Raw genomic sequence first — 23,754 nt, forward strand, 5'->3', positions numbered from 1 at the left:
TATAATCCGGCTTATGAATAAAAAGCCGACGCTACAGCTCCCGCCGTCTGAAAAACCCGAAGACAGCCTGTCTACGGGGGCGGTCGACATTTTTCAATACAATAAGGACTTGTCGGGGCTGGTCAAAAAAAATGCCCCCTCGCGTAAAGCCATTGATGCCATGAATGCGGCGCTGAAGCCGCCGCTGTTTTCGGGCATGTCCTCTGAAACTTTAAAAGAACTGACGGATGAAACGCCTGTCACGGTTCTGATCGGCAGCCCCGACAAGGCGGAAATGACCATTTACCTGCCCGCCCCGACAAAGGCGGATATCAAAACGGCGGATGCCGCGCATAAAATGTCCCAAAGCAAGCGCCATAAAACATTGCGCAAGGCAATGGAAACGAAAAACAGCTGGATGGTTGCCTATATGATGACGGTCTGGCGGGAAAAAGATTCGAATCTGGACTGGGTTGATCCGAATTACTGTTTTTACCATGAATGGTCATCCAGCCGGACATTTGCAACCGTGGCCTGCCGCGACAGTACCGTGCCTGTCGCCGCACTGTTCCTGCAAACAGGTGCCGTTAACCTGCATAATGATAACGGCGATTGCGGCGATGCGTTATGGGGGGCGATCCATAATGAAGACCCCGAACAAAGTCACGGCATTATTAAAATGCTGTGCCGCTATGCCCATCTGAGAATATCGGATTCGGATATCCAATATGCCAAAACCCAGACCCTGCGTGATCTGCTGAAAACGGAACAAGCCAAACGCGCCGTTGTTGCAAATAATACGGATGCCGCTGCCAAAGCCCTGCCCGAATCGGAAAAAGCGGCGGGCGCCGATGCCGCACCGGCGGATAGCAGTCTCTGGAAAAAACTGGATAACAGCAGTATTTGCAAACTGACGGCGGATGACAGCGGCTTTCGCCTGCGCAAGATTTTCAATTTCAAAAGCGGCACCGTCTCGGAAAGCCACGAATATCTTAATGCCGATGGCGCCGTGACCCATGCAACCGCGCCGACAGTGTTGCGTTTCGGCGCGGTCGGTAGCCGCCGCGAAATTGAAGAGGCGCAAAAGCGCCTGAAGGCGCTGAACGAGGTAAAACAACAGGACACCGCCTCGGACGCAACGCAGGACACGCCGCCCAAAGCCAAAAAACCGCCAAACCGCATCTATTCGCCCGTCAGCGCCCGCAGCTATTTCTAAGCGCTCCCCCTCTCCCGTCACTCCCGCGAAAGCGGGAGTCCATACAGCGTGCGAAAACGGCAACAACCGATGGATTCCCGTTTTCACGGGAATGACAATACGGCTTGCGGCAACCTCCCCCACCGTCACGCCCGCGCAAGCGGGAGTCCATACATACCCCGCAAACCGCAACAACGCATGGATTCCCGTTTTCACGGGAATGACGGCAGGGATGTCGCAGAAATGGCTGTTGCAAAAATGCAACACTGCGGCAGTAATGTGACAAAGGGACGCTTTGCGTTATTGACCCGTTAAGAAAGCCTGCTATATCCTTATAATCATAGACCCGTAAATTCTTATCGGGCTTATTAAACCAAAACTGAATTTTTCTTTGGAGGAAAAACAATGAAAAAACTTCTTATTGCAACGACAGCTGTTGCCGGTCTCGCAATGTTTGCGACACCTGCTATGGCTCAAGGCCTGAGCCTTGACCTCGGCGGTTTCTATCGCGGTTACGCGCTGAACATCGATGACGATGCTCCGGCTGGTGTAAACGTACGTGATCTCGACCTGCGCCATGATTCAGAAGTTTACTTCACAGGTGAAGTAACGCTGGATAACGGCCTGACGGTTGGTGTTCACAACGAAATCGACCTCGGTCACGAAAGCAACGCTGCTGCAGGTGTTCCGCCTGCTGGTCAGGCTGGTCAGTTCGATGACACAACGGACGAAACCTATGCATACTTCTCCGGTAACTGGGGTCGTGTAAATCTGGGTCGTGAAGATGGTGCACAATACCTGTTGCAGGTTGCTGCTCCTTCTGCTGACAGCAACATTGACGGTCTGCGTCAATACTTCAGCGGCAAAAACTTCTTCGGTGCTGATCGCCTGTCCGCTCTGGCTATCAACGGCTGGACGCCGTTTGCCGGTGGTGTTATCAACGGTAACGCCAACACAAAAGGCTATGACTATGCCAACGACATGGGTCGTTACGCGAACAAGCTGACCTACTTCACGCCGAAATTCAACGGTTTCCAAGCTGGTGTAACATATGCTCCGGAAATGACGGATGGTGTTAAGTCCATCAATAACGGTGTTGGCGGTATGGCAACAGATGCTGATGCAGGTCACTTTGAAGACCTGTGGGAAATTGCTGCACGTTGGGACGGTGAGTTCAACGGTGTTGGCCTGAGCTTCGGTGCCGGTTACGGTCATGCCAGCCTTGAAGTTGCTGGTGCAGGTGCTCTGCCGGGTACGAACACATTTGATGATCGTACACAGTGGAACGTTTCCGCTGCTGCTACATGGAACCAGTTCAGTGCCGGTGTTGTCTACAAAGACGACAACCACGGTCTGACAGGTGGTGCCGGTAGCTTTGACCAAGAAAACACATGGGTTGTTGGTCTGGCATGGGATAACGGCCCGTGGCATGCCGGTGCATCTTACCTGAACTCTGACTACGAATTCACGGGTGCAACCGATGTTGAATACGATCGCTTCACAGTTGGTGGCGGTTACGAATTCGGCCCGGGCATGAGCTTCCGTGGTGCAGTTGCCTTCGGTAGCCACGACAACAATGTCGCTGCTGCTGATAACCGTGACTTCACGCAAGTTACTCTGGGTACAGAAGTTAACTTCTAATCCTTGGATTTGAAGTCTACCAAATACCTGAAAGGGCGCGGTTTACCGCGCCCTTTCTCTTTGCCTACCCCTCCCCGTCACGCCCGCGAAAGCGGGAGTCCATACAACGTGCGAAAACGGTAAAGCCGATGGATTCCCGTTTACACGGGTATGACAGTGGCGGAGACAGCGCCCTTTCCTCCGTCACTCCCGCGAAAGCGGGAGTCCATACACAGCCCGCAAACCGCAACAACGCATGGATTCCCGTTTACACGGGAATGACGGGGCATATAAAATATGCGGTATGAAAAAACAGTTCTTTGTCTACATCCTCGCATCAAAACCATATGGCACATTATATACCGGCATGACATCAAACCTGCCGCAGAGAATCGCCAAACACCGTGACGTGCTCTATGACGGCTTTACAAAGAAATACGGCATTAAAAAACTTGTCTGGTATGAAGCACATGACAGTGCCGAGGCCGCAATCATACGCGAAAAACAGATCAAAAAATGGGATCGCAGCTGGAAAATCGCATTAATAGAAAAAGGTAATCCCGCATGGCGTGACATGTTTGAGGAAATCTGCGGCTAGAAGCAGCATTTTTACACCTACATCCCCACCACTGTCATTCCCGTGCAAACGGGAATCCATGCACTGTTAAAGCTTCACTAGCCCTGTATGGACTCCCGCTTTCGCGGGAGTGACGAAGAAAATATGATTGCCTTTTTTGTCAGTCCTGCCGCAGGAAGACGGCGGGGCGTACCGACAGGATGCGCCGGATATTCCAGTAACCGATACCCAATGTCAGCGCAATACAAAGCAGTGATATTTCAATCAAGGCGCGGGGATAAAAACGCCAGTTCAGCTCCATAATGATTTCAAACACGCCATAGGACAGCACACAGCCCAACACGCTTGCGACAATCATCACAACAAAGGCCAGCACGCCGTATTCGACCAGAAAAACCCTGCCCAGACGCTGGCGCGTAATGCCCAGAACTTTCAGCACGACGGAATCATACAGCCGCTGCTGCTGGCCTGACAAAATACCGCCCTGCAAAACCAGCAGACCGACCAGAATGGTCACAACCGCGCCGTAACGTACCGCTTGCGCCACCAGCCCCATAATATCCTGCGCCACGGCCAGAATATCACGCAGGCGTACGCTGATAATATTCGGGAAATCACGGGCAATACGGTTCTGCAAGTCCAGTTCCTGCTGTTCATCCACCACAACCGTACTGACATAGCTGGCGGGAAAATCCTCCATCCCTGCGGGAGAAAAGGTCATGGCGAAATTCATCGTAAAACTGGACCAGTTAATATCGCGGATATTGGCGACACGCGCCGTGACTTCCTCCCCGAAAATATCCACCGTCAGCGTATCGCCGACATGCATATCAAAGGCTTGCGCCACATCCATCGAAACCGAGACCAGAGGCGGACCGCGGTAATCGCTTGCCCACCATGTTCCTTCCACAAATGTGCCATATCCCGGATCCTCCGCCGCATAGGTGAAACGGCGGTCACCGCGCATCACCCATGCATGCTGGGGACGGACAAGCGCCTGCTGTGCCGCCATGCCTTTAGCACGCACGACACGCCCGTTAATGACCGGCAGAATACGCGGCAGCTCTGCCGAAGAGGTTGATGCCACAGCCTCTAAAAAGCCGTCTTTTTGATCCGGCTGCACATCCAGAAAGTAAAAAGCCGGCATGGCTTCATGCGCATCACGTTCCAGCACCTGCGCGAAATTGGCCTGCAGCATCGCAATCATCACCATCACCGCCATACCAAAGCCCATCGACATCATCACAGAGGTTGTCGTATTGCCCGGGCGGTATAAATTAACGATGGCCATGCGCAAAGACGGTTTGTTGCGTATCCGTATCTTGCGGGCAAGACTGCGGATTGTTTCGGACAGCAGCAGAAACACAATCAGCGATGTAAAAGAGAAATACAGGAAATACTGCACAATATGCTTTTCCGGCACGGTTGCGAAAATCAAGGCAATCAGCGCCGCCCCCATAACGGCAATCACAGCGGCATAGCGGAATTCCGGCAATCCCGGTGCCGGAGAGACACGACTGCGGAACAAATCCGCCGCACGCACGCGGCAGGCCTTTGCCACAGGCCAGATCACAAACATAAAACTGATCAAAAAGCCGTATACGGCCGCCTGTACCAGAATATCAGGATAAATGCCGATTGCCTGCGCCGTCAGGTCAAGCCGCCCCGCCAGCAGCGGCATCACAAATTGCGGCACTGCCGCCCCCAGCAGCAATCCCGCCGCAATACCCGGCACAGCCACCAGCAGCATCTGGATAAGATAAGTGCGGAAAATCACTTCCTGCGCCCCGCCAAGGCATTTCAAGGCGGCAATCACCCCGTATTTCCGCTGCAGATAGGCCGTTGTTGCATTGCCGATACCGATACCGCCGATCAGCAAGGCTGTCAGCCCCATTAATGTCAGGAAGATATTCAGACGCTCCACGGCACGGCGCAGCCCCGGCGCGGCATCGGGAAAGCTGTAGACGCGCCAGCTTTCTTCACGCGGTGCCGTCGCCGCCAGTTCCGCCTTTTTTTGTTCCAGTTGCTGTAGCGTCTGCGCGCCCGGCAAAGCCAGCCGGTGATGGTAATAAAGCAGATTGCCGAAACCGTGAAAGCCGCTTTCCTCTACCGCATCCAGCGCAATCATCACCCGCGGCGCAATCGCATAACGCGTCGTGCCAAGCCTGTCGGGTTCATGCCGTATCAGCGCATTGACGCGAAACCGTTCCGTACCGATACGCAGGATTTCGCCAACGGACAGGCCCAGCCGCTCCAGCGCTTCTGCCTCCACAGCCGTACCGCGTAAATTTTCCGTGCCGCTGCGATCTGTAATCTCCTGCGGGGTTTTCTCCAGCAGATTTCCTGCGCCATCGGTAAACACCACCCGTCCGTAAAGCGGGTAAGCCGCGTCGAAAGCCTTCAATTCCGCCAGCATGGAGGCATCCTCCGCGCCGCTGCGGATCATCGTATGGGTCTCCAGACTGACGGTCAGGCGACCAAAATTCCGCAGTTGTTCCTGCATCTCCGCCGAGACCGGAACGCCCATTGTGCGCACCGACAAATCGCCACCCAGAATCTGCCGTCCGTCACGGCTGAGGCTGTCCAGCAGGCTGCGTGACAATGACTGCACCGCCGCGATTGCCGCCACCCCCAGCACAAGACACAGCAGCAGAATGCGGAAATGATGGAAACCGCTTTTCATCTCGCGCAGGGCAAAACGGAAAGCCAGAGCCGTATTTCTCATTGATGCAGCACCCCGTCAGCGATGGTCACAATGCGGTCACAGCGTTCGGCCAGCGCGGTATCATGCGTGACCAAAATCAGCGTCGTGCCCTTGCTTTTGGCCAGATCAAACAGTAATTCGATGACTTTATGGCCGGTTGTCTGGTCAAGATTTCCTGTCGGCTCATCCGCCAGCAGCAGCGCGGGTTCCGTCACGAAAGCCCGCGCCAATGCCACGCGCTGCTGCTCTCCGCCCGATAGCTGCGCAGGGTAATGTGTCAGCCTGTGGCCGAGCCCGACCTTCTCCAAGGCGTTTTCAGCCTTTTTAAAAGCCGCAGAATCATGCGCAAATTCCAGCGGAACAGCCACATTTTCCAGCGCCGTCATCGTCGGGATCAGATGAAAGCTTTGAAATACAATGCCGATATTTTTCTGGCGAAAGCCCGTCAGCGCATCTTCGCCCATGCCGGAGAGCTCCTCCCCCGCAATTGTGATCGTGCCTGCGCTGGGCTTTTCAAGACCGCCCAACAGCATCAGCAGGCTGGTTTTTCCCGCGCCGGACGGACCGACAATGCTGACGCTTTCGCCTTTTTTGACATCCAGATTGACATCTTTCAGAATTCTCACCTCTCCCGCTTCACTTTTCAGGGATAAGAAGATATCCTTAAGAGAGATAAAGAGTGTTTTTTGTCTGCCCATCGCAACCCTCGTAATGCCCCGGAAAGTTTTATTTTATGACAACCCGTTTTTTGATGACCGCCCTTATAACTTTGTACCTTGTTTCCGCACCTTTTGGCAACCAAGCCCATGCGGAAGGGGCAAAAAAGGAAACGGTTTTTCGTATTCTGGTTCTGGGCGACAGCCTTGTATCGGGATACGGCATTTCCAAAGAGGAAGCCTATCCCGCCGTATTGGAAGCAAAATTTCGCCAGAACGGTTATCCTGTCAAGGTCATCAATGGCGGGAAATCAGGCGATACCGCCCTTGCCGGCTTTAACCGCCTGCCCTTTCATTTAAAGCAAAATCCGGACCTTGTCGTCATCGTCCTCGGCGCCAATGACGCCTTAAAAGGGCTTGAGCCCGGCGGTGCCTATGCCGCCATCGAGAAAGTCATCAAACTTTTACAATCCCAGCGCATACAACCCGTCTTGATGGGGATCAAATCGCCGCGCAATCTTGGTGACGCTTATGCGAAGAAATTCGACAGTATCTACCCCATTCTGGCACAGCGTTATAATGTGCCGTTTTACCCGTTCTTTCTCGACGGCATCGCCTTAAAGCCGGAATATAATCTGAGTGACCGCGTGCACCCCAATCCGGACGGCGTGCGCGTTCTTGTCCAGAACACCTCGCCTTTCCTGATGAATATCGTGTATCAGATGCTGATGAGCATGTATGCGCCACAACAGCAACAGCAAGCTCAGCCGGAAGACATGAAAGAAAAAACAGTGTCCGAATAAGGGAACACAGCAATTTTTAACCCCCGCTTCCCTTACCGGAAAGCGGGGGTTTCTTTATCGTCCCGTTTTTTCGCTTTTATTTTATGCAGCAGGCATTAACGCTTATAGGCAACCATCTGCCCTGCCTGCTGAATGGCTTGATGCATTGTCTGCCCTTCACCAAAACCCAATCCTGACACATTGTTGCGGCTCAACTTGTCCAGCGTCTTTTGCGTTTCCGCCAGAATGCTCAGCTGATGGCGCGCTTCCCGCTCGGTCATAAAGCTGTGCTGTGCGGCACGGCGCATCGGTCCCGCTTTCATCGTATCGACAATCACCTGCACATTTTTGCGCCCCTGCGGATACATGCTCAAAATAAAAGGGGTCCGCAAATTCCGCTGCCCCTCTGCACTCATCTCTCCCATCATCAGAAGTCCGCTGAACATGGATGACAGTGTATCGCCCGACAAAAGCCCGCCCATTGACGACAGCGTATCAGACGGGAAACACGTATCCAGCAGAAAACCGAAAAACATCTGTTCCAGCGCCATCAAACCGAAAATTTCCAGATCACCGTCATTTGCAGGCTGTTGTGCCTTGCTGTCTTGCGGTTGTTGCGCGCTGCGCAATTGCTTTTGCAAAACAACGATTTCACGTTTGACGTAGTCCTGCAATTTGCGGATCGGCATATCGGATAAATCTTCCGTTTTGCGCTGCTTGGTGCTGTGTTGTTTGAAAAGCGTAATCATGTGACTGTTTTATTCCCTGTTCTTATGTCTTGCGTTTTATGTTATATCGGGAATATGAAAAAATAATTAATCGCAAAAAACTTTTGCCAAAAACCCTTGAATCCTATAGTTTTTTGATATGAAGAAATTTTTATCGGCCTAAAAATTATGACGAATCACGCCGGACAAAGAACAAGTGTTGATCCCGAAGAAGTTGCCTCTTTCGGTGCGCAGGCGCATAGCTGGTGGGATGAAAACGGACCGTTCAAGCCGCTGCATAAACTCTCTCCGCTACGGCTACAATATATCCGCACGCAAATCTGCGCGCATTTTACCCGCGACCCCGCATCACTGGATGCCCTGAAAGCTCTGGATATTCTGGATATCGGCTGCGGCGGCGGTCTGGTCAGTGAGCCGCTGGCACGCGCGGGCGCGATTGTCACAGGCATTGACGCTGCGGAGGAAAATATCGCAATCGCCAGGGAACATGCCGCGGAAACCGGATTTTCACCCAAACAGCTTTCCTATCAAGCCGTCACAGCGGAAGCGCTGCTGAAAACGGGCAAAAAACGCTATGATGTTGTGCTGGCTTTGGAAATTGTGGAACATGTCGCGGATCTGCCGTTTTTTGTTGAAACAGCGGCAAAACTGGTCAAACCGGGCGGCATCATTGTTTTTTCGACCCTGAACCGCACGCCGCGCAGCTTTGCTCTTGGCATTGTTGCCGCCGAATATCTGCTGCGCTGGGTTCCGCGCGGCACGCATCAATGGAAAAAATTCGTACGCCCGTCCGAGCTGGCGGGACATCTGCGCGCAGCCGGTTTTTCCGCGACAGATATCACGGGCATGAGCTATAATCCGCTGGAAGACCGCTTTGCCTTAAATCCGCGCGACATTGCCGTCAATTATTTCCTGACGGCCGCCGCCCCGCAAAACAACAAGAACAGCAAGGACACAAAACGTGCCGCCAAGCGCAAAAAAACAGTATAACGTCTCGGTAAGAGCGCTCCAGCTTCCGCTCGGCTTTCTAGCGCTGGGGCTGTTTGTCTATCTGCTGGTAAAGGCGAAAACCATTATTCTGCCGCTGTTTATGGCGGTCGGTATCTGGTATCTGATCAATGCGATTGCCAAACCGATTATGAATTTCCGTATCGGCGGCAGGAAACTGCCCGGTTTTATCTGCTATGCCGCCTCCATCGCGCTGCTGATTTTCGCCATTTACATGATTACCGGCCTTGTCAGCCGCAATATTGACAATGTTGTCAAACGCGCGCCGCATTATCAGCAGAATCTTGAAATGATGTTTACCAAAACCGTTGAGAAGCTGCATCTTGAAAATCCGCTCAGCATCAAGGATATGGCGGGGTATTTCGATATCGGACGTATTCTGCGTGATCTCGCCGGAACTTTTACCGGCCTTGCGGGAACGGCCTTTGTCGTTTTTGTTTATGTCGCTTTTCTATTATACGAACAGCGTACCTTTGACCGGAAAATAGCGGGAATCTCCTCATCCCGTGCGCAGGAAAAGCGCATCCGTTCCATTCTGCGCAGTATCGACACCAAAATCCGTACCTATCTGGGCGTCAAAACCTTTGTCAGCGCCCTGACAGGGTTGATCAGTTTTGGAATCATGAAATGGGTCGGAGTCGATTTTGCCGATTTCTGGGGATTGATTATCTTTTTCCTGAATTTCATCCCGATGCTGGGATCCATCGTTGCCGTTATTTTCCCTGCCCTGCTGACGCTGGTGCAGTTTGATACGATCGGGCCGTTTCTGGTGATTGCCATCGGCTTGACGGGAACGCAGATCGCCATCGGCAACTTTCTTGATCCGCGTATGATGGGGCAGTCGCTGAACTTAAGCCCGATTGTCATCCTGACATCGCTGGCGACATGGGGCACGATCTGGGGCATTCCGGGCATGTTTCTGTCCATCCCGATCATGGTGATTGTTACCATCACATTGTCGCAATTCCGTGCCACGCGTCCGATTGCCATCCTGCTCTCGGAAAAAGGCCAGCTGAGCAAGCTGGATGCCGATCCTGCCTAAAGCCCGCCAGTTTCTTTCACAGGTATTATTTCCTTTGAGATCAAATCGTCCATCACAAAATATTTGATGGAAGCCGCTGATGGCTGCTGAATATTTAGGACTTCCTGTATCTGCGGCTTGGCGAAAATAACACCGCCCCCCAGCAATACCATCCCCAGTATGAAACCCAAGGCAAAACGAAAGTTGCGGCGAATCCCTTCCATCTTCGTAATCTGCTCCATGACGGCATTATTTTCGTCCATAATGCACCTTTTCCCAGAGGATATCCTCAATAAGCGGCAAGCTACCGTATGCTGCATCAAAGCGCAAAAAAAGTTTAATGCGGTAGCTAGGCGTATTTTTTGCCTCATCCTTACTCTGTTGCGGTGAATTGTAATCCAGCATAAACACATGGCATTTCACACCATCCACCTCTTCAGGGGACAATATAACTTGCGGCCATGATGAAGAAGGCATAATAAGCAGCGGCTCTGCCTCTCTTCTTGTCAGAAAACGCTCCCAGCCTTGTTTGGAGAAATATGATGATATTTCCTGCAGTTTTTTATCATCACAGTCCGAACAACCGGAAATTTCTTTCATGACCAGCCGAAACAATCCCCATAATTGCTGCAATTCCTCTTGAGTATAATTGTCATTGCTAAAACTGGCAGCAACAGAAGGGTGAGGCTCAAACATGACAGCATCAAAAATCACGCTTTTCGGCGTAGGGGATGTTGCCCGTATAATACTGAAAAACACCATTCCCGTGATCACTGCCCCCGCCAACATACCCTGCGATACACCTGATAGAAAATATTTCATACGAACCTCTCCCGTATCAGCATCCGTTAGCGCGGCTGGCGTGTTTTTTTTCGGGGATCAATTTCCAGTTTTTTGATCTGCAGACCATATCCTGTTTCAGACTGGTCAGGCATCCAGCCAAGATGCGCACGAAAGCGGTGCGTTTCCACGCGCTTATCCGTGCCGCTTTGAAAAGTCGTCAGCATCTCCTGATCCACGACCCAGTGATAACCGTCATCCATCCTACCACGCTGGACAATGACAGGCGACGTGGCAGGGATGGTCGTAACAATTTCCCGCGCCTGTTCCACTTGTGCCATCACACCGCTTTCCGCCAGAAACGCCTGAAAACTTTCCCAGCCCTCTTTGGTGAAATGGAGAGAAGATTTTTCAAAACGCTGCGCGTAGTCATTAAAACCGAAGGTATAAGTCTCGCTAAGTGCTGCCGACAAAAATGACAGAAGTTGCGGATCCGTCACATTCTGGTCTTTTGGATTAAGTTGCATGATGCGCCCGTCAGGCGCCGTGGCGAAATAACGGTCTTGCGACTGCGGGACAGGGGCACTGAAATTTTGTAGCAATACAAGCGTCAGCACAGCCCCCAGAACTGCGCCAAACACCATGCCAAAAGCAAAACCCTTCATGACCGTCTCCTAAAAATTACAAGCCACCGACGCAGAGATATTTGATTTCGAGATAATCTTCGATACCGTATTTCGAACCTTCGCGGCCGATGCCGGATTGCTTGATACCGCCGAACGGTGCCTGCTCGGTCGAAAGTAAGCCGCTATTGATACCGACCATCCCGTATTCCAGTTGTTCGGAGACGCGCCAGAAACGCCCCAGATCACGCGTATAGATATAGGCGGCAAGGCCGTATTCGGTATCATTGGCGCGGCGAATGACATCTGCCTCCTCCTTAAAGCGGAAGACCGGCGCCATCGGGCCGAAAGTTTCCTCGCGGAAACAAGCCATATCATCCGTCGCATCCGCCAGAATGGTCGGCTGCATAAACAACCCGCCCAAATCATGGGGCTTGCCGCCCGTGACCAGCTTCGCGCCTTTTTCCAGCGCATCGGCGATATGTTCTTTGGTTTTTTCAAGCCCGCCTGCATTAATCATCGGGCCAAGCTCACTGCCTTCCGTCAGACCGGAGCCGACTGGTATCTTTTCCACCGCCGCGCGGAATTTCTCCATAAACGCATCATAGATGCCGTCTTCGACAAAAATACGGTTTGCGCAAATGCAGGTCTGACCGCTGTTACGGTATTTCGACACAACCGCCCCTGCGACAGCCACATCCAGATCAGCATCATTAAAGACGATGAAGGGCGCATTGCCGCCAAGTTCCAGTGACAGTTTTTTCACCGTATCGGCACATTGGCGCATCAGAATTTTTCCGACCGCTGTCGAGCCTGTAAAGCTGAGCTTGCGTACAGTCGGGTTTTCGCACAGCTCCGCCCCGATCTCGCGCGGGTCGCCTGTGATAATGCTGAACACGCCGGGCGGAATGCCTGCTTCCTCTGCCAATACTGCCAGCGCCAGCGCCGAAAACGGTGTCAGCTCTGCAGGTTTGACAATGACGGGACAGCCTGCCGCCAGCGCCGCACTGGCCTTGCGCGTAATCATCGAAGACGGGAAATTCCACGGCGTAATCGCTGCCGAGACGCCGATCGGCTGTTTCAAGGTCAAAATCCGCGTTTTCGCCTCATGGGTCGGGATAACGTCACCATATGTGCGGCGGCCTTCCTCGGCAAACCATTCGACAAAACCCGCGCCGTTAATCACCTCGCCTTTCGCCTGTGCCAGCGGTTTGCCTTGTTCGACCGTCAGGATATAAGCCAGATCATCGGCGTTATCGAGGATCAGCTGATACCATTTTTTCAAAATACCGCCGCGGGCGCGGCTCGTCATATCGCGCCAGCCTGTCCATGCCACCGCCGCTTTGGCGATACAGTCTGCGGTTTCTACGCGGCTCATTGACGGGACATGCCCGATCACCTCACCTGTCGCGGGGTTTTCAACCGCGATGGTTTTGCCATCCGCCGCATCCTTCCACGCACCGCCCACATAACATTGCTGCCGGAACAGGCGCAGATTATGCAGTTTTTCAGTGACCTCGTCCTTGCGTGTTTCGGCGGCTTGCATGGCGTTTCTCCTTTGAAAAGCGGTATATAGTGAAAATTCACGCACAACTCTAGCAAACAATCGCGCCACTGCAAAGAGCGGCGGAATATTGACAAAACAGCAGCAATATGTTAACTTAAGGGCAAATAAAATGAGTGAAAAACATGGTCGATAAACTGCTGGAAAACAAAGACACACAGCAGGAGCTGAAAGAAGCGGAACCCAAGGATAAGAGCTCCTCCGCATTGCGTGACCGTCTCATCAATATCGTGCGCAATGCCGATCTGGATTTCGCGCCGGAATATATCGCCGCACTCCCTTCCGAAACAGACCCGCGCAAAAAGGCTATGGACGGCGTCATCCGTACCGCCATCGGTTATTTCCGTCTTGCCGCGGATGAGGAAAACAAGACCCGCATTCTGCTGTTTTCCACCGATCCCGAAAATCTGCGCGGCGCATGGGGTGAGGACGGCAGATTGCATCTGCCGGAAAACCCTGCCACCGGAAAAATCACCGATGATGTCTATGTTGTTTCCGCGCGTGAAGCGCAGGTGGACGGCGCACGTTTCCGTCAGGATATGACGGAGTTCGAGCAGAATTTCAAACGCAATACGCTGTTTGATTTAAATCTGGCGATGGAGGATATGACCCCCGCGCCGACAGAGAAAGAGGACGGCAGCACGCCCGACACGCCTTTGCGCGTTTATAAAATGACCAACAGCAAAGTCGCGCTGGGGCTGTTTGAAACGCCGGAGAAAAAATGGCGCATGCGGCTTTATTCCAATATGCGCGGCGATTGGGATGAAACCGGCAGCTTTGTCGAGATTGAGGAAAGCATCCCCGACGGTTTTATCGGCAACCGCGTCTTTACCACCGGGCAGGATTATAAAAAGGAATTCGATGATTTCGGCGAGGCATTGGATGCCGCCAAACGCTATTGGCATTTAAGCGCCATGCGTATGTGGAAAGGCCGCCCGATGCTCTCTGAATTGGAGCCGCCGAAATTTTCCGTCCGCGGCGCCCGCAATTTTGCCGAAAAACAGGTTTTGTCCTTTCTTGACCAGAAAAAGCACCGCGCTTTCGGGATTACGATTCTGGCAACGCTGGTGACTTCAGCCGGGGCGATTTTCGGCGGCGCCGTCGGGTTGATCGGGGTCGGCGGTTTAATCGCCGGTGCGCTGGCTGTGAAAGCCATGGAGGATTACTGGACGGATTGGGTCAATGATCTGCGCAAGAAACATGACATGAAGCAGACCAACGGCAAAAAACCTGTCAGCGAACGCGATTTGTCGGCGGATTACACCGACCCGTCGCCGGAAAATGACAAACGCCTGTGCAAAAAACTAAAACAGGAGGCTTTGCCGCGCTTGCGCTTGCTCAGCTATCAGGACTCCCACATCAATTACGATAATGGCGGTACTGTCTCCCCGAACCGTCAGGATTGGGAAGCACAGGTACTGATGACGATGCCGCACCGCGTTTTTGCCAATATCACCGTACCGCTGGATGACAATACCGCCGTCACCCATTATCCGAACGGCATTTTGTCACTGACCCATGTTGATTTTGACACCAAGAAAAGCACCAGCTTTGTCGCTTATAATCCCGAATTGGCGGTTTCAAAATCCGCACCGCTGCAAAACGGTCTGCGCCGCCTGCTCTCCGACGGCAATATCTGCGAAATCAGCTATGACCGCAAAACGCCGCTACAAGCCCGCTCCGTGAAGCTGTCGGAATTGAAAAACCGCCTAAAAGACGTTTTCGCCCATGAAAGCGCCGATAAGCGCGAAAAACTGGCAAAAAGCCTGACCGAACATTTCAGCGATGCCGCCGCGCAGGCCAAAACCAAAGCCGCCGCACCGAAACCGAAAAAAGCCGCGCCGCGCTCGAAGCCTGCGTAGAATAACGAGGCCGAATAGCACGTTTTTAATTTACACTTTTCCTCTTTTTCCCTGTTGAGCTCTTCGTCCTGCTACCATCAGCGGTAATCATCTCTCAAGATAATAGCGAACATTACATCCTTTATTATTCTTTTCACAGGATTGCACGTACCGCTCTTGCAAAGACTCATATATCGGATTAATAACAGTAGCATGCACAAAAATCCCCAATGCGGGGGGGATAAAAACCAGCAATGCGGCGCTCTGGAGCATGGCTATATAGACACTTTTCCTTTTTTTCCAAACTCTGTAAATGAAATAACTCGGGGATAAAAAAGCAATAAACCATGTAAGCAGAGAAGCAGTAATACGCCAGCGACCTTCATAGGTGTATATCGTGGTCATGGTCGAAGACTGAGCTTGGCCTGTGGCAAAAAAATAAATCACCATCACAGCTATCACGCAAGTTATGAAGCATGCCAATCGTTTCATTGTTAACTCTCCATACAATACGTCAAATCCGCACAAAGAACGGGGCAGCCTTTTGAGCCGCCCCGAAAAAATCATAACGCTCTTTTCCTGAAAGATCAGGTATCGAGGAAGCTGCGCAGCTGGCGTGAGCGGCTGGGGTGTTTTAGTTTGCGCAGGGCTTTCGCCTCAATCTGGCGAATACGCTCACGCGTGACCGAGAATTGCTGTCCGACTTCCTCCAGCGTGTGATCGGTATTCATACCGATACCGAAACGCATACGCAGCACGCGTTCTTCACGCGGTGTCAGCGTTGCCAGCACGCGCGTTGTGGTTTCACGCAAATTCGACTGGATCGCCGCATCAACGGGCAGGATGACGTTTTTATCCTCGATAAAATCACCCAATTGGCTGTCTTCCTCGTCACCGACGGGGGTTTCCAGCGAGACAGGCTCTTTCGAGATTTTCATGACCTTGCGCACTTTTTCCAGCGGCATGCCGAGACGTTCGGAAAGTTCCTCCGGCGTCGGCTCGCGCCCGATTTCATGCATCATCTGGCGCGATGTCCGCGCGATTTTATTGATGGTTTCAATCATATGCACGGGGATACGGATTGTCCGCGCCTGATCGGCGATTGAGCGGGTAATCGCCTGCCTGATCCACCATGTCGCATAGGTCGAAAATTTATAACCGCGGCGGTATTCGAATTTATCCACCGCTTTCATCAGGCCGATATTCCCCTCCTGAATCAAATCCAGGAATTGCAGGCCGCGATTGGTGTATTTTTTGGCAATGGAAATCACAAGACGCAGGTTGGCCTCGACCATTTCCTTCTTCGCGCGGTTGGCCTCGCGCTCGCCTTTTTGCACCATCTGGACAATGCGGCGGTATTCCTTGATCGGCAGACCGACCTGATCGGAAATTGTTTGAATCTCGCTGCGGGCGCGTTTGATATCGTCTTTATGACGTTCAAGAAATTTATCCCATTTCTTATCTTCGAGCTTGCCGAGATTGCTCTGCCAGCGCGGGTTCAGTTCCTGCCCGTAATAACGCTCAAGAAAGTCCTCGCGTTGAATACCGCAGGCAACGGCCCAGCGCAGAAGCTGGCCTTCCAGACGCATCAGGCGTTTATTGACGCCGTAAAGCTGGTTAATCAGCTGTTCCGAACGTGCAGGGTTCAACTGGACGGAATCCAGCGCCTCGATAATCTGTTTGCGGTATTTTTTGTATTCATTATCCAGTTTTTCCGGAATTTTGCTGCCTTTTTGCGACAGCCCCATCCGGTCTTCCTGAATTTTGCTCAGTTTTTTATAGATGCGGTTAATCTTTTTAAAATTAACAATGACCTGCGGCCGAAGCTCCTCTTCCATTGCGCTGAGCGACATATTGCTTTCATCGCCGTCTTCTTCGTCCTCATCCCCGTCGTCGGATTTCTCTTCCTCTTTACCCTTGCCTTTGGCTTTGCTTTTATCGTCACGGTCTTTTTTATCTTTATCGGACTCATCGTCATCAACGGCATTTTCCGCGCCATAGGTTGCTTCAAGATCAATAATCTCGCGCAGCAGAATTTCCTCTTTTTCCAAGGCACGGTGCCATTCCAGAATGGCCTGAATAGTCATCGGGCTTTCACAGATACCGCCGATCATCATATCGCGTCCGGCTTCGATCCGTTTGGCAATGGCGATCTCGCCTTCGCGCGACAGCAATCCGACGCTGCCCATTTCGCGCAGGTAAATTCTAACCGGATCATCGGTACGACCGATATCGCTGTCCGAGACATTGGTGCTGGAATCTTCTTCTTCCAGATCGGATTCATCTTCGACCAGATTGATCCCCATATCGGTCAAAAGCGCCATGGTTTCATCAATCTGCTCGGACGCGTAATTGCCCGAGGGCAGCGCCTTGTTCAGCTCGTCATAGGTAATATAACCGCGTTCTTTCCCGCGTTTCACCATCGCCTTGACGACTTTCGCCAGCGCACCGCTGCCGATCTCGTCGTCTTTATCCTGTTCGTTATCTACTTCCTGATTTTCTTTTTTACTCGCCATCATCAAGCCATCCCCGTGCGCAATCTAATCTTTGTTGTTCGGTCACAATAGTAAAAGATGCGGTTTTCGGAAAGTCCAAAACCGCAAATTCTAAAAATCCTATCTTGTATCTGTCCTGTCCCGGTGTTTGGGCTTTTCTTCTCTGATATCAACTGCCTGATATTTCATATGATTTCGCAAAGCCACACTTAAACATTCCGCTAATGTAGCAATTTAGCAACGATCATATGTTTTGGCAATGTTTTTAATGAGGTAGAACAAAAACACCGGGAACGCGCTCCGGCGAGAAAAATTACCCCTGCTGCTGCATGAAACTGAGCGTATCCTGCCAGCCCTCGCGCACCGCATTCAGATCCTGACCGGGGCGGGCAAAACCCGCATGCAGATAGATGCTGTCATCCAGAACCTTGCGCAGCAAAGCGCTGTGACCGCGCGCCGCCAGCGCCTGCTGCAAAGCCGTACCGTCCATTTCAGGATCGCCGGAGAGCAGATCAACAATATCATGGCGCAATGCCTCGAATTCCTGCGTTTTGGCAGGCAACATGCCGAAAATCTCGCCGAATTCCTCAAACAGCTCCGGATAATTCAGCAAGGTGACGACCAGAATTTGTTCGCGGACACGTGCGGCCTCGGGCGCACGGCGCACCGGCATATAAAGCGGGCGTATGCTGCCGTCATTCTTCGCAAAGCGGTTCTTTTTTCCGCCCTGATGGGAGAATTGGCCGTTTTTACCGTTCCATGTCTTGCCTTGTTTGCCGAAATTCCGCCCGTTTTGCGTATTCTGATAAAACAGATCGCGGAAATTTTTTTCCACCTGCCGCACAAACAGCGATTGAATATCACGGTCGGCAATCTGTTTGGCACGGGTCAGCAGCGCATTTTTAAACCCTGCCGCCGCCTCCGGCGTTGTCAGGTTGCGGCGCTGCGTTTCCTCTTCCCACATCATATCGAACAGATTGACGGGATTGTTCAGAAAGGCTTCGAAACCCGCGCGGCCTTTTTCCTGCACCAGCGTATCGGGATCATGCCCTTCCGGCAGAAAGACGAAACGCACCGAGTGATCGGGTTTTAAAATCGGCAAGACGCGCTCCAAAGAGCGGCTGGCGGCGCGGCGTCCGGCTTCGTCACCGTCAAAACACAGAACAGGCGCTTTCATACCGTCGACATGGATCATTTTCCACGCTTCCTCGACCTGCGTTTCCGTCAGTGCCGTTCCCAGCGGCGCAACGGCGGCCTGATAGCCGTATTGCGCCAGCGAAATCACATCCATATAACCTTCGACAATGGCCAGCGGCTGCCCTGAGGCGGCCGCTTTGCGTACATCACCGATCAGACCGTAGAGCATCCGCCCCTTGTGAAATAAATCATGGTCGGGAGAATTCAGGTATTTCGGCGGCGTTTTTCCGCCCGCAGCGGAAGGACCGCCGTAATGTTCCGGCAAAACACGCCCGCCAAAGGCCACAACACGGCCGCGTGCATCCGCAACGGGAAAGATAATGCGCTCACGGAAAAACGGGTAATAGCTGCCGTCATTTTTACGGCTTTTACGCACCAGCCCAAGCTTTTCCATTTCGGGAAGCTTATAGCCCTGCGCCGTCATCGCCGTGATGAATTTATCCCCCTCCGCCGGCGCATAGCCGACGCGGAATCTTTTCAACACGGCAGAGGACAGACCGCGGTTCTGCATATAGGAGAGCGCCAGATGGTTTTCAGCGCGGTAAAGCTGTTCGGTAAAGTATTTTGCCGCCGCATCCAGAATAACCAGTGACTGATCCTGTTTTTCGTAGCGCTGCTGCTGTTCGGGTGTCGGTTTCGGCACTTCCAGCCCTGCCAGCCCCGCCAGCGTTTCGACCGCTTCGGGAAAGGATTGGCGGTCATTTTCCATCAGGAAATTGATGACATCGCCATGCGCACCGCAGCCAAAGCAGTGATAAAAGCCTTTTTGGTCATTCAGGGTAAAAGACGGGGTTTTTTCCTTGTGAAACGGGCAGCATCCCTTGAATTCGTGACCGGCACGCTGCAGGCGCACGCGTTTCCCGACAACGTCGGAAAGGGGGACTCGTGCGCGAATCTCATCAAGGAACGGTTTCGGGTATGACATAGTGCAAAAACTGTACTTCCATTTTGCAAAAAAAGCAAGCAGAGTTCGCATCCGCCAGCGCTTTCAAACGCTTAGCCCTGGCTGCCCATCAGCTTGTCTTTGACAACGGCGCTGGCATGGCCGAAATCCATTTGTCCGGCATATAATTCCTTCATGCGCGCCATCACACGTCCCATATCTTTCAGGCTGGCCGCATCCAGTTCTTTGATCGTTGCCTGAATGGCATCAGCGGTTTCCGCTTCGCTCATCTGGCGCGGCATAAATGATTCGATGACCGTGATTTCCGCCAATTCCCGTGCCGCCAGCTCTTCGCGGCCGCCGCGTTCATACATGGAGGCGGATTCCCTGCGCTGTTTGATCATGCTTTGCATCATCGACAAAATTTCATCATCGGAGATGCCGTCGGCATTGCCTTTGCTGCGCGCCGCAATATCGCGGTCTTTCAGCGATGCCATAATCAGGCGGATCGTCGCGACGGAAATTTCTTCCTTCGCCAGCATGGACTCCTTCAAGCGTTCTCGTAATTTTTCCCTTAACATTGCCCCTGATTTCCTTTATGAATTTTTAAACAGCCAGCGGGTGCGTTATACGCGATATTATACAGATAAGACAAGCAGAAACAATGAATGATACCATAAAGCCGCAGAATACCGAATGGCCCGACAGCGCAAATGCCGTGCTGCTGCTGGAAGACGGCGGCATTTTTTTTGGCCGCGGCTTTGGACGCGAAGGATTAAGCAGCGGAGAAATCTGTTTCAACACTTCCATGACCGGTTATCAGGAAATTATGACCGACCCGTCCTATACGGGGCAGCTCGTAACCTTTACCTTCCCGCATATCGGCAATACCGGCAGCAATCTTTGTGATTATGAATCAGCGAAAGTTTTTGCCGCCGGCATGGTTGCAGCGGAACTGCCGACCCCGCCCTCCAACTGGCGCAGCAGTGAGGATTTCGATACATGGCTGGCCGCGCAAGGCGCCGGCGGGATTGCGCATATCGACACCCGCGCCCTTGTCCGCCATATCCGTGATGCCGGCGCACAGAATGCGCTGATCTTCTATGCGAAGACCGAACGCCCCGCCTTGACGGAACTGCAAAAACATTTCAAAACCATGCCGCAAATGGCCGGGCAGGATTTAGCCGCAACCGTCACCTGCGGCAAAGCCTATCAATGGACGGAAGGTTTCTGGAACCCGGAAACAGACACCTATGATACGGCAGAAATCCCCGATGATGCGCCGCATATCGTGGTGGTGGATTACGGGGTCAAACGCAATATCCTGCGTGAAATTGCCGCACGCGGCGCAAAAATTACCGTCGTTCCGGCCAATGCCTCTTTCGACGAGATCAGCGGATTGAACCCTGACGGTGTTTTACTGTCAAACGGCCCCGGTGACCCTGCCGCGACCGGCACATATGCCGCACCAGTGGTCGAAAAACTGCTGCAGACCGGACTGCCTGTTTTCGGTATCTGTCTGGGGCACCAGATTCTGGCGATTGCGCTGGGCGCGACAACAACAAAAATGCCCTTCGGTCACCGCGGCGGCAACCATCCGGTCAAAAATCTTGAAACCGGCCAAGTCGAAATCACCAGCCAGAATCACGGTTTTTGCGTATTGTCAGAAACGCTGGCGGCAGGCACAACGGAAAGCCATATCAGTCTGTTCGATGGCACGAATGAAGGGCTGTCGCATGATGATGGCCGGGTTTTCTCCGTACAATATCACCCTGAGGCCTCTCCCGGCCCGCAGGACAGCAGCTATTTATTTGACCGTTTTCTGGAGCAGATTGCATGCCGCCGCAAGCAGACGCAGGCCGCCTGAGCAGCAAAACCACGCTGCCGCATCACCTGACACTGCTTGTTTTCGCGGTTTCACTGTTTTTATCCGCCTCGCTGATGTTCGCCGTGCAGCCGATGGTCGGCAAGATGCTGCTGCCGTTGGCAGGCGGTACGCCCGCCAGCTGGATCGTCGCCATGGCGTTTTTCCAGATCGCTCTGTTAATGGGCTATATGCTGGCATGGATGATGTCGCGCTTTCACATCCGCACCCATACGCTGCTGCTGGTCGGGTTGCTCGGACTCGCTTTTATTTCCTTGCCCGTCAGCATCGCCGATTATGCGGGCATTCTTGAGCAGGGCGGCATCGCCCCCAACACAGTTTTTGTCGTACTGCTCTTTGCCGTCGGTCTGCCCTTTACGGCGCTATCCACCGTGTCCTCAACCCTGCAGCGCTTATTCACCGCGACCGCACATAAAGATGCGCAAGACCCTTATTTCCTTTACGCCGCCAGCAATGCCGGCAGCCTGATCGGGCTGCTCTCCTATCCGCTCCTGATCGAACCGCTGTTTACTTTGCATGATCAAAGCGCGTATTGGCGGATTTTGTATGGCGGATTGATCATCATGTGTCTGATCTGCCTGCATTTTGCCGACAGTAAAGAAGAAGCCGTGGTAGAGAAAAAAAACAGAGCCGCAGAAACAGCCGATGATGAAGAGGTTACATGGCATCAACGCACAACATGGCTGATGCTGGCCTTTTTCCCCTCCAGCCTGTTGATGGGCACGACCATGCATATCACCACCGATATGGTCTCTGCCCCGTTGCTATGGGTGCTGCCGCTGGGCATTTATCTGATCACCCATATTATGGCCTTTGCAAAACGCCGCTTGATACCGGAAAATTTCCTGCATATGGCGCATCCCGTTGCCGTTGTCATGATTATCATGCTCAGCACCAAAATGCGCCTTGTTCCACCCAGCTGGACAACAGCAGCTTTGGTACTGGGGGCTTTTTTTCTGATCGCACTGGCTTTGCACACGCGTCTGGCGGCAAGCCGCCCGCACAGCAAACATCTGACGCAGTTCTATTTCTTCCTTGCTCTCGGCGGCGCACTGGGCGGCAGTTTTAACGCTTTTATCGCCCCGCTTATTTTTAACAGCGTCCTTGAATTTCCACTGATCGCCCTATTGTCCTGTATGATGAACCCCTTTTTCGACAGCGGCCGGAAAAACAGCAAAGTGATTATTGCCGGATGTGTTCTGCTGGGGCTGCACATAATGGGATCATGGGCCGTGATGCACTTCACGGGGCATCTGACCGGTAATTTCCGGCATTTACTGCTGATCTTTATTCTCGCACTCATCATCGGCCATCACCCGAAAACCGCGATGCTTGGCTGTCTGGCTATCATGTTTATCACGCAACTGACCATGCCCGTTAAAACACTGCAAGAGTTCCGCAACTTTTTCGGCATTGCCCGCATCTATGATAAGCCCGTCCCGCGCGGTGCGGAACAAGCACCGGTCATACTGCGTCATTTCATGCACGGCACCACACTGCACGGGCTGCAACGGCTGGAGATAAGCGACCAGCGCAACGCACCGGCTATCTCCTATTACGGGCCGCTGACGACCGCCATTGATGCGTTTCATCCCCGTCATGTCGCCTTGCTGGGACTGGGTGCAGGCACAATACGCTGTTATGACGCCCCGGGCAGATACTACACCATGTATGAAATTGATCCGGATGTCGTTGTGATTGCCGCCCAATATTTCGATTACCTGAATGACTGCAGCACGGATAAAGACAGGATTATTATCGGCGACGGTCGTCTGGAAATGCAAAAGCGCGTTGATGACCGCTATGACATGATTATCATGGATGCCTTCACCTCCGATAATGTTCCCGTCCATCTGATCACGGAAGAAGCCTTCGCACTTTACCGCAGAAGATTGACAAAAAACGGTGTCATCGCCGTCCATATCTCTAACCGCTATCTTGATTTTAAGCCGCTTATTCCGGTTATCGCCGCCCGGACAGGTTTAAAAACGCTGTATTATTCTCAGCCCGCCGACAGCGAAAATTTTCAGGTCGCAAGCCAATGGGTGGTGCTGATACCGCAGGACGGAGATGCTGCGCCGCTGCTGCAAAAAGGCTGGAAACTGCTGACGCCGCAGGAAAACGCCCCGCGCTCATGGACGGATGATTACTCGAATATTCTCTCCCTCCTGTAAAAACATTTGTGTTCACGGTCAGAGCGTTTAGAATGTCAAAAT

At 52.6% G+C, this 23,754-nt stretch carries 21 protein-coding genes; 10 read left to right on the plus strand and 11 right to left on the minus strand.

Annotated features, from left to right (window positions below; translation table 11 throughout):
- The first annotated feature begins 13 nt into the window (after positions 1–13).
- The 4 genes from HND56_09740 (at position 14) to HND56_09755 (ending at position 3,392) form a co-directional block, all read left to right on the plus strand.
- Positions 14–1,195: a hypothetical protein gene (locus HND56_09740; protein QKK05953.1), complete on the plus strand. Its 1,182-nt coding sequence runs from the start codon at positions 14–16 to the stop codon at positions 1,193–1,195.
- Positions 1,196–1,286: 91 nt separating this feature from the next.
- Positions 1,287–1,457: a hypothetical protein gene (locus tag HND56_09745; GenBank protein ID QKK05954.1), complete on the plus strand. Its 171-nt coding sequence runs from the start codon at positions 1,287–1,289 to the stop codon at positions 1,455–1,457.
- Between the two features lie 122 nt (positions 1,458–1,579).
- Entirely contained in the window at positions 1,580–2,815 is a 1,236-nt protein-coding gene (locus HND56_09750) for a porin (protein QKK05955.1), read from the plus strand.
- Between the two features lie 283 nt (positions 2,816–3,098).
- Positions 3,099–3,392: a GIY-YIG nuclease family protein gene (locus HND56_09755; GenBank protein QKK06617.1), complete on the plus strand. Its 294-nt coding sequence runs from the start codon at positions 3,099–3,101 to the stop codon at positions 3,390–3,392.
- Positions 3,393–3,531: 139 nt separating this feature from the next.
- Here the strand turns inward: HND56_09755 and HND56_09760 are convergent, their stop codons facing one another.
- Together HND56_09760 and HND56_09765 are read right to left on the minus strand one after the other, a co-directional pair.
- Positions 3,532–6,096 carry an FtsX-like permease family protein gene (locus HND56_09760; GenBank protein QKK05956.1) on the minus strand — a complete coding sequence of 855 codons (2,565 nt, stop codon included), beginning with the start codon at positions 6,094–6,096 and terminating at the stop codon, positions 3,532–3,534.
- Positions 6,093–6,773 carry an ABC transporter ATP-binding protein gene (locus HND56_09765; protein ID QKK05957.1) on the minus strand — a complete coding sequence of 227 codons (681 nt, stop codon included), beginning with the start codon at positions 6,771–6,773 and terminating at the stop codon, positions 6,093–6,095. Before HND56_09765 ends, HND56_09760 begins: the two co-directional genes overlap by 4 nt.
- A 35-nt stretch (positions 6,774–6,808) precedes the next feature.
- Here HND56_09765 and HND56_09770 point away from each other — a divergent pair, with 35 nt between their 5' ends.
- Positions 6,809–7,534, plus strand: coding sequence for an arylesterase (locus HND56_09770; protein QKK05958.1), 726 nt, complete (start codon positions 6,809–6,811; stop codon positions 7,532–7,534).
- Between the two features lie 95 nt (positions 7,535–7,629).
- Here the strand turns inward: HND56_09770 and HND56_09775 are convergent, their stop codons facing one another.
- Entirely contained in the window at positions 7,630–8,262 is a 633-nt protein-coding gene (locus HND56_09775) for a hypothetical protein (protein ID QKK05959.1), read from the minus strand.
- Positions 8,263–8,409: 147 nt separating this feature from the next.
- Between HND56_09775 and ubiG the strand changes: the two genes are divergently transcribed.
- Entirely contained in the window at positions 8,410–9,231 is an 822-nt protein-coding gene (gene ubiG / locus HND56_09780) for a bifunctional 2-polyprenyl-6-hydroxyphenol methylase/3-demethylubiquinol 3-O-methyltransferase UbiG (protein QKK05960.1), read from the plus strand.
- A complete protein-coding gene (locus HND56_09785; protein ID QKK05961.1) occupies positions 9,203–10,291 on the plus strand; it encodes an AI-2E family transporter in 1,089 nt (362 codons plus the stop codon). The genes ubiG and HND56_09785 overlap by 29 nt, the downstream gene beginning before the upstream one ends.
- Here the strand turns inward: HND56_09785 and HND56_09790 are convergent.
- The 4 genes from HND56_09790 to HND56_09805 are packed head-to-tail and all read right to left on the minus strand — an operon-like array spanning position 10,288 to position 13,219.
- Positions 10,288–10,533, minus strand: a complete 246-nt coding sequence (locus HND56_09790; GenBank protein QKK05962.1) for a hypothetical protein — start codon at positions 10,531–10,533, stop codon at positions 10,288–10,290. The genes HND56_09785 and HND56_09790 overlap by 4 nt on opposite strands.
- On the minus strand, positions 10,520–11,092 hold the full coding sequence (locus tag HND56_09795; GenBank protein QKK05963.1) for a hypothetical protein: 573 nt from the start codon (positions 11,090–11,092) through the stop codon (positions 10,520–10,522). Before HND56_09795 ends, HND56_09790 begins: the two co-directional genes overlap by 14 nt.
- A 26-nt stretch (positions 11,093–11,118) precedes the next feature.
- Positions 11,119–11,715 carry a DotI/IcmL/TraM family protein gene (locus HND56_09800; GenBank protein ID QKK05964.1) on the minus strand — a complete coding sequence of 199 codons (597 nt, stop codon included), beginning with the start codon at positions 11,713–11,715 and terminating at the stop codon, positions 11,119–11,121.
- Between the two features lie 16 nt (positions 11,716–11,731).
- Positions 11,732–13,219 carry an NAD-dependent succinate-semialdehyde dehydrogenase gene (locus tag HND56_09805; GenBank protein ID QKK05965.1) on the minus strand — a complete coding sequence of 496 codons (1,488 nt, stop codon included), beginning with the start codon at positions 13,217–13,219 and terminating at the stop codon, positions 11,732–11,734.
- A 143-nt stretch (positions 13,220–13,362) separates the two neighbouring features.
- On the opposite strand from HND56_09805, the gene HND56_09810 reads away from it, so the two are divergent.
- Positions 13,363–15,099, plus strand: coding sequence for a hypothetical protein (locus HND56_09810; protein ID QKK05966.1), 1,737 nt, complete (start codon positions 13,363–13,365; stop codon positions 15,097–15,099).
- Positions 15,100–15,186: 87 nt separating this feature from the next.
- Here the strand turns inward: HND56_09810 and HND56_09815 are convergent, their stop codons facing one another.
- The 4 genes from HND56_09815 to HND56_09830 all read right to left on the minus strand — a co-directional run bounded on the left by HND56_09815 (position 15,187) and on the right by HND56_09830 (position 20,234).
- A complete protein-coding gene (locus HND56_09815; GenBank protein ID QKK05967.1) occupies positions 15,187–15,570 on the minus strand; it encodes a hypothetical protein in 384 nt (127 codons plus the stop codon).
- Between the two features lie 95 nt (positions 15,571–15,665).
- Positions 15,666–17,594 carry an RNA polymerase sigma factor RpoD gene (gene rpoD, locus HND56_09820; protein QKK06618.1) on the minus strand — a complete coding sequence of 643 codons (1,929 nt, stop codon included), beginning with the start codon at positions 17,592–17,594 and terminating at the stop codon, positions 15,666–15,668.
- Positions 17,595–17,886: 292 nt separating this feature from the next.
- A complete protein-coding gene (locus HND56_09825; protein ID QKK05968.1) occupies positions 17,887–19,695 on the minus strand; it encodes a DNA primase in 1,809 nt (602 codons plus the stop codon).
- 71 nt (positions 19,696–19,766) lie between these two features.
- Positions 19,767–20,234: a GatB/YqeY domain-containing protein gene (locus HND56_09830; GenBank protein ID QKK05969.1), complete on the minus strand. Its 468-nt coding sequence runs from the start codon at positions 20,232–20,234 to the stop codon at positions 19,767–19,769.
- 83 nt (positions 20,235–20,317) lie between these two features.
- On the opposite strand from HND56_09830, the gene carA reads away from it, so the two are divergent.
- Both carA and HND56_09840 read left to right on the plus strand, forming a co-directional pair.
- Positions 20,318–21,520 (plus strand): glutamine-hydrolyzing carbamoyl-phosphate synthase small subunit, encoded by a 1,203-nt coding sequence (gene carA, locus HND56_09835; protein QKK05970.1) that lies wholly within the window; start codon positions 20,318–20,320, stop codon positions 21,518–21,520.
- Positions 21,490–23,712: a fused MFS/spermidine synthase gene (locus HND56_09840; protein ID QKK05971.1), complete on the plus strand. Its 2,223-nt coding sequence runs from the start codon at positions 21,490–21,492 to the stop codon at positions 23,710–23,712. The genes carA and HND56_09840 overlap by 31 nt, the downstream gene beginning before the upstream one ends.
- The last annotated feature ends 42 nt before the right edge of the window (positions 23,713–23,754 follow it).

It is taken from the genome of Pseudomonadota bacterium, assembly GCA_013285465.1.
Taxonomy (GTDB): domain Bacteria; phylum Pseudomonadota; class Alphaproteobacteria; order Micavibrionales; family CSBR16-224; genus CSBR16-224.

Excerpts from the sequence above, each read along its gene's own strand:
- HND56_09740 (QKK05953.1), top strand. The coding sequence starts at position 14 with ATGAATAAAAAGCCGACGCTACAGCTCCCGCCGTCTGAAAAACCCGAA.
- HND56_09745 (QKK05954.1), top strand. The coding sequence starts at position 1,287 with ATGACAATACGGCTTGCGGCAACCTCCCCCACCGTCACGCCCGCGCAA.
- HND56_09750 (QKK05955.1), top strand. The coding sequence starts at position 1,580 with ATGAAAAAACTTCTTATTGCAACGACAGCTGTTGCCGGTCTCGCAATG.
- HND56_09755 (QKK06617.1), top strand. The coding sequence starts at position 3,099 with ATGAAAAAACAGTTCTTTGTCTACATCCTCGCATCAAAACCATATGGC.
- HND56_09760 (QKK05956.1), bottom strand. The coding sequence starts at position 6,096 with ATGAGAAATACGGCTCTGGCTTTCCGTTTTGCCCTGCGCGAGATGAAA.
- HND56_09765 (QKK05957.1), bottom strand. The coding sequence starts at position 6,773 with ATGGGCAGACAAAAAACACTCTTTATCTCTCTTAAGGATATCTTCTTA.
- HND56_09770 (QKK05958.1), top strand. The coding sequence starts at position 6,809 with ATGACAACCCGTTTTTTGATGACCGCCCTTATAACTTTGTACCTTGTT.
- HND56_09775 (QKK05959.1), bottom strand. The coding sequence starts at position 8,262 with ATGATTACGCTTTTCAAACAACACAGCACCAAGCAGCGCAAAACGGAA.
- ubiG (QKK05960.1), top strand. The coding sequence starts at position 8,410 with ATGACGAATCACGCCGGACAAAGAACAAGTGTTGATCCCGAAGAAGTT.
- HND56_09790 (QKK05962.1), bottom strand. The coding sequence starts at position 10,533 with ATGGACGAAAATAATGCCGTCATGGAGCAGATTACGAAGATGGAAGGG.
- HND56_09795 (QKK05963.1), bottom strand. The coding sequence starts at position 11,092 with ATGAAATATTTTCTATCAGGTGTATCGCAGGGTATGTTGGCGGGGGCA.
- HND56_09800 (QKK05964.1), bottom strand. The coding sequence starts at position 11,715 with ATGAAGGGTTTTGCTTTTGGCATGGTGTTTGGCGCAGTTCTGGGGGCT.
- HND56_09805 (QKK05965.1), bottom strand. The coding sequence starts at position 13,219 with ATGCAAGCCGCCGAAACACGCAAGGACGAGGTCACTGAAAAACTGCAT.
- HND56_09810 (QKK05966.1), top strand. The coding sequence starts at position 13,363 with ATGGTCGATAAACTGCTGGAAAACAAAGACACACAGCAGGAGCTGAAA.
- HND56_09815 (QKK05967.1), bottom strand. The coding sequence starts at position 15,570 with ATGAAACGATTGGCATGCTTCATAACTTGCGTGATAGCTGTGATGGTG.
- rpoD (QKK06618.1), bottom strand. The coding sequence starts at position 17,594 with ATGGCGAGTAAAAAAGAAAATCAGGAAGTAGATAACGAACAGGATAAA.
- HND56_09825 (QKK05968.1), bottom strand. The coding sequence starts at position 19,695 with ATGTCATACCCGAAACCGTTCCTTGATGAGATTCGCGCACGAGTCCCC.
- HND56_09830 (QKK05969.1), bottom strand. The coding sequence starts at position 20,234 with ATGTTAAGGGAAAAATTACGAGAACGCTTGAAGGAGTCCATGCTGGCG.
- carA (QKK05970.1), top strand. The coding sequence starts at position 20,318 with ATGAATGATACCATAAAGCCGCAGAATACCGAATGGCCCGACAGCGCA.
- HND56_09840 (QKK05971.1), top strand. The coding sequence starts at position 21,490 with ATGCCGCCGCAAGCAGACGCAGGCCGCCTGAGCAGCAAAACCACGCTG.